This window comes from Synechococcus sp. R6-7, from assembly GCF_047461695.1.
GTDB lineage: Bacteria > Cyanobacteriota > Cyanobacteriia > Thermostichales > Thermostichaceae > Thermostichus.
In genome coordinates this window covers 1-4,645 of record NZ_JANSHS010000550.1, presented here as the reverse complement: position 1 = coordinate 4,645, position 4,645 = coordinate 1, and the positions used below count along the sequence as shown (strand labels likewise).

The 4,645-nt window shown below is 61.0% G+C and carries 3 protein-coding genes; all 3 read right to left on the bottom strand.

Annotated features, from left to right (window positions below; genetic code table 11):
• Nucleotides 1–152: 152 nt before the first annotated feature.
• Nucleotides 153–1,784, bottom strand: coding sequence for an alpha-D-glucose phosphate-specific phosphoglucomutase (locus tag NW815_RS14045; RefSeq protein ID WP_414416155.1), 1,632 nt, complete (start codon nucleotides 1,782–1,784; stop codon nucleotides 153–155).
• 155 nt (nucleotides 1,785–1,939) lie between these two features.
• Entirely contained in the window at nucleotides 1,940–3,226 is a 1,287-nt protein-coding gene (gene arsJ, locus NW815_RS14040) for an organoarsenical effux MFS transporter ArsJ (protein ID WP_414343360.1), read from the bottom strand.
• Nucleotides 3,227–3,251: 25 nt separating this feature from the next.
• On the bottom strand, nucleotides 3,252–4,262 hold the full coding sequence (locus NW815_RS14035; RefSeq protein ID WP_414390505.1) for an ArsJ-associated glyceraldehyde-3-phosphate dehydrogenase: 1,011 nt from the start codon (nucleotides 4,260–4,262) through the stop codon (nucleotides 3,252–3,254).
• Between the last annotated feature and the right edge of the window lie 383 nt (nucleotides 4,263–4,645).

Sequence of the window (4,645 nt, the reverse complement as noted above, 5' to 3'; positions counted from 1 at the left end):
GTGCGGGGCTCCTGCGATTTCTAGCTGACCTCTCCCATCACCTCCCCTATCGGCACCTTTCTGCTCCGCGACGCCGAAGCGACCGGCTGGGATGGCCTCAGGCCCTGATCCCCGCTTCCCTGGGAAGGCTCCCTGTCCACTGTTGCGACGGGCTAGGTGATGACGTCTGGCTGCTGCCGACCGGTGCGGGCGCGAATCTGGGCAAGGTGATCGGCCAGTTGAATCTGTTCGGCCAAGGCCACTTGGGGATCCAGGCCATGCCGGGCGGGATCCAGCTCCAATCGCTCCAGGTACACCCGCAGGGTGGCTCCGTGGGTGCCGGTTCCCGAAAGCCGGTAGATGATGCGGGATCCATCCTCAAAGCCAATGCGGATCCCTTGGTGGCTGGTGGTGCTGCCGTCCACGGGATCGGTGTAGCTGAAGTCGTCAGCGTAGGCCACCAGCTGGGATCCCAGGCGCTGGCCCACCCACCCGGGCAGGGAGCGTCGCAAGTCTTCCATCAGCGCCTCGGCCACCTCCACCGGCAGTCCCTCGTAGTCGTGACGGGAGTAGACGTTGCGCCCATAGGTGCGCCAGTGCTCTTCCACGATCTGCCGCACCGGCTGCCGTCGAACGGCCAAAATGTTCAGCCAAAACAGGACGGCCCAGAGCCCGTCTTTTTCCCGGATGTGGTGGGATCCGGTACCGAAGCTCTCTTCCCCGCAGAGGGTAACTTTGCCCGCATCCAGCAGGTTGCCGAAGAATTTCCAGCCGGTGGGGGTCTCGTAGCAAGGGATCCCCAGCTTGGCCGCCACCCGATCCGCTGCCTGGCTGGTGGGCATGGAGCGGGCAATTCCCGCCAGACCTTCTCGGTAGCCGGGTACCCGGTGGGCATTGGCAGCCAAGACTGCCAAGCTGTCGCTGGGGGTCACGTAAAATTGGCGGCCCAGGATCAGGTTGCGATCCCCATCCCCATCGGAAGCGGCCCCAAAGTCCGGCCCATCTTCCCGAAACAACAGTTCCACCAACGAGCGGGCATGCACCAGGTTGGGATCCGGGTGTCCGCCGCCAAAATCCGGCAGGGGCTGCCCGTTGAGCACACTGCCCTCTGGCGCTCCCAGGGATCCCTGGAAAATGGCGTGGGCATAGGGGCCGGTGACGGCGTGCATGGCGTCGAAGGCAATGCGGATCCCGGAAGCCAGGTAGTCGCGGATGGCCTCGAAATCGAACAGACGCTGCATCAGGCCCAAGTAATCGGCCACCGGGTCGATGACGGACACCGTGAGGGACCCCAGCCGTTGCTCGCCCAAGCGATCCAGATCGACATCGGGAGCTTCCAGGATGCGGTACTCCCGGATCTGCTGGGTGCGGGCGTAAATGGCCTCGGTCACCTTCTCCGGGGCAGGGCCACCGTTGCCGATGTTGTACTTGATGCCGAAATCCCCCTGGGGGCCGCCGGGGTTGTGGCTGGCAGAGAAGATGATCCCCCCGTAGGCGCCGTACTTGCGGATGAGACAGGAAACCGCCGGCGTGGAGAGGATCCCTCCTTGGCCCACCAGGACTCGCCCGATGCCGTTGGCCGCCGCCATCTTGAGCAGGATCTGAATGGCCTCGCGGTTGTAGTAGCGGCCATCCCCCCCCACCACCAGGGTTTGGCCGGCGGATCCCTCTAGGACATCAAAAATGGATTGGACGAAGTTTTCCAGGTAGTGGGGCTGCTGAAACACCGATACCGGCTTGCGCAGGCCAGAGGTGCCGGGTCTCTGGCCAGGGAAGGGCGTCGTGGGAACAATGCGCAGGCTCATAGGCTGCCGGAAAAGCTGCTTGCTCCTCTACTATCTCATCGTTGGGCCTCTTGTTTGGGCTGAGTTGCATCGGCAGCGCAGACTTCTTTCCCTGCCCATCCATGTGTGGATTGGGTTGAGCGGACTGCATCATCTCGGCTGGTAGCCCTCCATCTTCAATCCCCTGGCTTAACCACCCACTCCACCGGGGTTTTGCTGGGATCCGGCAATTTCAACGAGAACAGCCCCGCCGCCAAGATCAAGAGGGTGGAAAACCAAAGACAGCCCTCCAATCCGTAGAACTGGAAGAGGATCCCAGAAGTTACCGTCCCCAACAGCCGCCCGCCGGAATTAGCCATGTAATAAAAGCCCACATTGAGGGCTACGTCGTCGTCTTCCGTGTAGGCCAGCACCAGGTAGGAATGCACTGCCGAATTGAAGGCAAAGACGATCCCGAACAGGATCAAGCCGCCGGTGATCACCAGCTCCGGTGCCAGCCCGGCCATGAAGGCTGTGGCAATGATCGCCGGCACCGCCGTCAGCACGAAGGTCCAAATCTGGATGGTGCGGGCCTTGGGAGCACGGCCAGGGCGACCCCCACCCAGCAGTTGCGGCGCTACAAACTGAATGAACCCATAGCCAATCACCCAGATGGCCATGTAACTGCCCACCTGCATAAAAGTCCAGCCCAGCTCGTCGTAGAGAAACACCGGCAGGGCCACCACAAACCACACATCCCGCGACCCAAACAGGAAAAAGCGAGCTGCCGAGAGGATGTTGATCTCTCTGCTCTTGGAAAACAGCCGCTTGAAGGGGATCTTGGCCTTGATTTTGCCCATGTCTGCCGGCAGCAGCGCCCCCGAACAGAAGATCAAAGCCAACGCCCCCGCCTGGACAAAGTTGGCCATGCGGAAGCCCATGGGATCCCCGTAGATTTCGGTGAAGATCTGCAGCAGGGCCGCTCCCACAAAGAACCCCACCCCCTTGAGGGCGTTTTTGGATCCCGTGAGCATAGCCACCCAACGAAACAGGCGGGATTCCGCTTCTTTGGGCACCACCAGGCGGATGGCGCTTTTGGAGCTCATCTTGGTGAGGTCTTTGGCGATCCCGGCCAGAGCTTGGGCCGTCATCACGTAGGCCACCTGGCCCCAGACCGGCCACTGCAGGTTGATCACCCCCAGCATCACCAGGCCAAAGATCTGAATGGCAATGCCGCCGTAGAGGGTCAGCCGCAGGCCAAAGAGGGATCCAATCCAGCCGCCCAGGAAGTTGGTGATCACCCCGAAGATCTCGTAGAAGAGGAACAGCATGGCAATCTGGATCGGGGTGAAGCCCAACTTGTGGAAGTGGAGCAGCACCAACATGCGGATGGCGCCATCGGTGATGGTGAACCCCCAATAGGCCGCTGTAACCAGGGCGTAGTTGCGAACCGCAGAGGCTTGAGCCGTCGAAACAGAAGTCATGGGCAGGTCTCCAAGGGAGATGTTTCTATAGACTGCGGGCCACTTTGCGGGCCAGTTCCGCCATGCGGTTGGCGTAGCCCCATTCGTTGTCGTACCAGGCCAGGATCTTCACCTGGGCGCCATCCACCACCATCGTCGAGGGCGCATCCACAATGCTGGAACGGGGATCCCCTTTGAAATCCACCGAGACCAGGGGCAGCTCCTCGTAGCCGAGGATCCCCTTGAGTTCGCCCTCGGCTGCAGTTTTTAAGAGGTGATTGACTTCTTCCACGGTGGTGGGCCGCCTGACTTCGAACACCGCATCGGTCAGGGAAGCGTTCAAGAGGGGCACGCGCACGGCAATGCCGTTCAACTTGCCGTTGAGTTCGGGGTAAATCAGCCCAATGGCCGTGGCCGAGCCGGTGGTGGTGGGCACCAAAGACAGCAGAGCGGAGCGGGCCCGCCGCAGGTCTTTGTGGGGGGCATCCACCATGGTTTGAGTATTGGTGACGTCATGGATGGTGGTGATCACCCCGTGAACAATGCCGATTCCCTCGTGGATGACCTTCACCAAAGGAGCCAGGCAGTTGGTGGTGCAGGAAGCCGCCGTGAGCAAATGGTGCCGGGCCGGGTCGTACAGGTGATCGTTGACACCCATAACAATGTTGAGGGCCTCTTCGTCCTTGACAGGGGCAGCCACAATCACCTTGCGCACCCCCGCTTTGAAGTAGGCATCCAGCTCCGCTGCCTTGACAAATTTGCCCGAGCATTCCAGCACTAGCTCGATCCCCAACTCTGCCCAGGGCACTTCACCGGGGGATTTGTGTTCGCTGAAGGTGAGGGTTTTCTCTTGGATGCGCAGCCGGTTATCGGATCCCTCGATATCGATAGTCCAGCGGCCCTGCACCGAGTCAAACTTCAACAGGTGGGCCGCCGTCGCAGCTCCCCCTTTGATCTCGTTGATGTGGGCGAATTCCAGCTCTTCCCAGCCCCAAGCAGCCCGCAACACCAGCCGTCCGATGCGGCCAAAACCGTTGATGCCCACCCGCACTGCCATAGCATTGACCCTAGACTTGTCCAGAAGGGATCCCGCTCTCTCAGGGCAAATCCCGCCTCAACTTTATCAGAACGCCCTAGTCGTTTCAAGACAAGTTGATGGGTAGGGTCAGGAGAGACTGGCCGATGGGGGTCGGTTCACGGTTGGCCTTGGGAAATGTTGCCGAATGTCCTGAAATCCAAAAGGGATCCGCTGAGGCAGCCCCAATCGACAACAGGGCCTATCCTGTAGCCGATTTGCAGTCCAGATCCACACCTCTGGGCAACAATTCGCCCAACCCGGCAACCGGTGGCCTAAGCTGGGAAAAGTTGTGCTTTTCTGGATGTGCCCCCGCCGCCTCAGCCTTCTGTGCAGGATGACTTTCCTCCCTTGCCTCCCCCCCC

Coding starts and splice junctions, on each gene's coding strand:
- NW815_RS14045 (WP_414416155.1), bottom strand. CDS start 1,784: ATGAGCCTGCGCATTGTTCCCACGACGCCCTTCCCTGGCCAGAGACCC.
- arsJ (WP_414343360.1), bottom strand. CDS start 3,226: ATGACTTCTGTTTCGACGGCTCAAGCCTCTGCGGTTCGCAACTACGCC.
- NW815_RS14035 (WP_414390505.1), bottom strand. CDS start 4,262: ATGGCAGTGCGGGTGGGCATCAACGGTTTTGGCCGCATCGGACGGCTG.